1 protein-coding gene is annotated in these 234 nt (G+C 60.7%); it reads right to left on the reverse strand.

Annotation, left to right across the window (positions count from 1 at the left end):
• Positions 1-26 precede the first annotated feature (26 nt).
• Positions 27-234 (reverse strand): hypothetical protein (locus tag AAEY83_RS18715; RefSeq protein WP_351061713.1); only part of this gene is annotated, 208 nt, incomplete at its 5' end.

Consider the following 234-nt stretch of genomic DNA (forward strand, 5'->3'; position numbering starts at 1 on the left):
GCCACAATGAGTTTCACTCTGGCTTATCAGTGAACCAGAACCGTCCACAAGGCAAACCCGGCATACCACAGCACCGCCGCGCGCAGCAGCAGTTCCCACAGGCAATCGAGGGTGTTTATGCCGTCCGGGCCGACCACTGGCGGTGGAACTTCCCCGGCGGCCAGGCCGACCTTGTTGATCAACTGCGCAGCGCTGATGTTCCAGTTCAGCAGCTCATGCAGCATCACTCGGCTG

The sequence above is a fragment of the Psychrobacter sp. TB20-MNA-CIBAN-0197 genome, from assembly GCF_040309765.1.
GTDB classification, from domain to species: Bacteria; Pseudomonadota; Gammaproteobacteria; order Pseudomonadales; family Moraxellaceae; genus Psychrobacter; species Psychrobacter submarinus.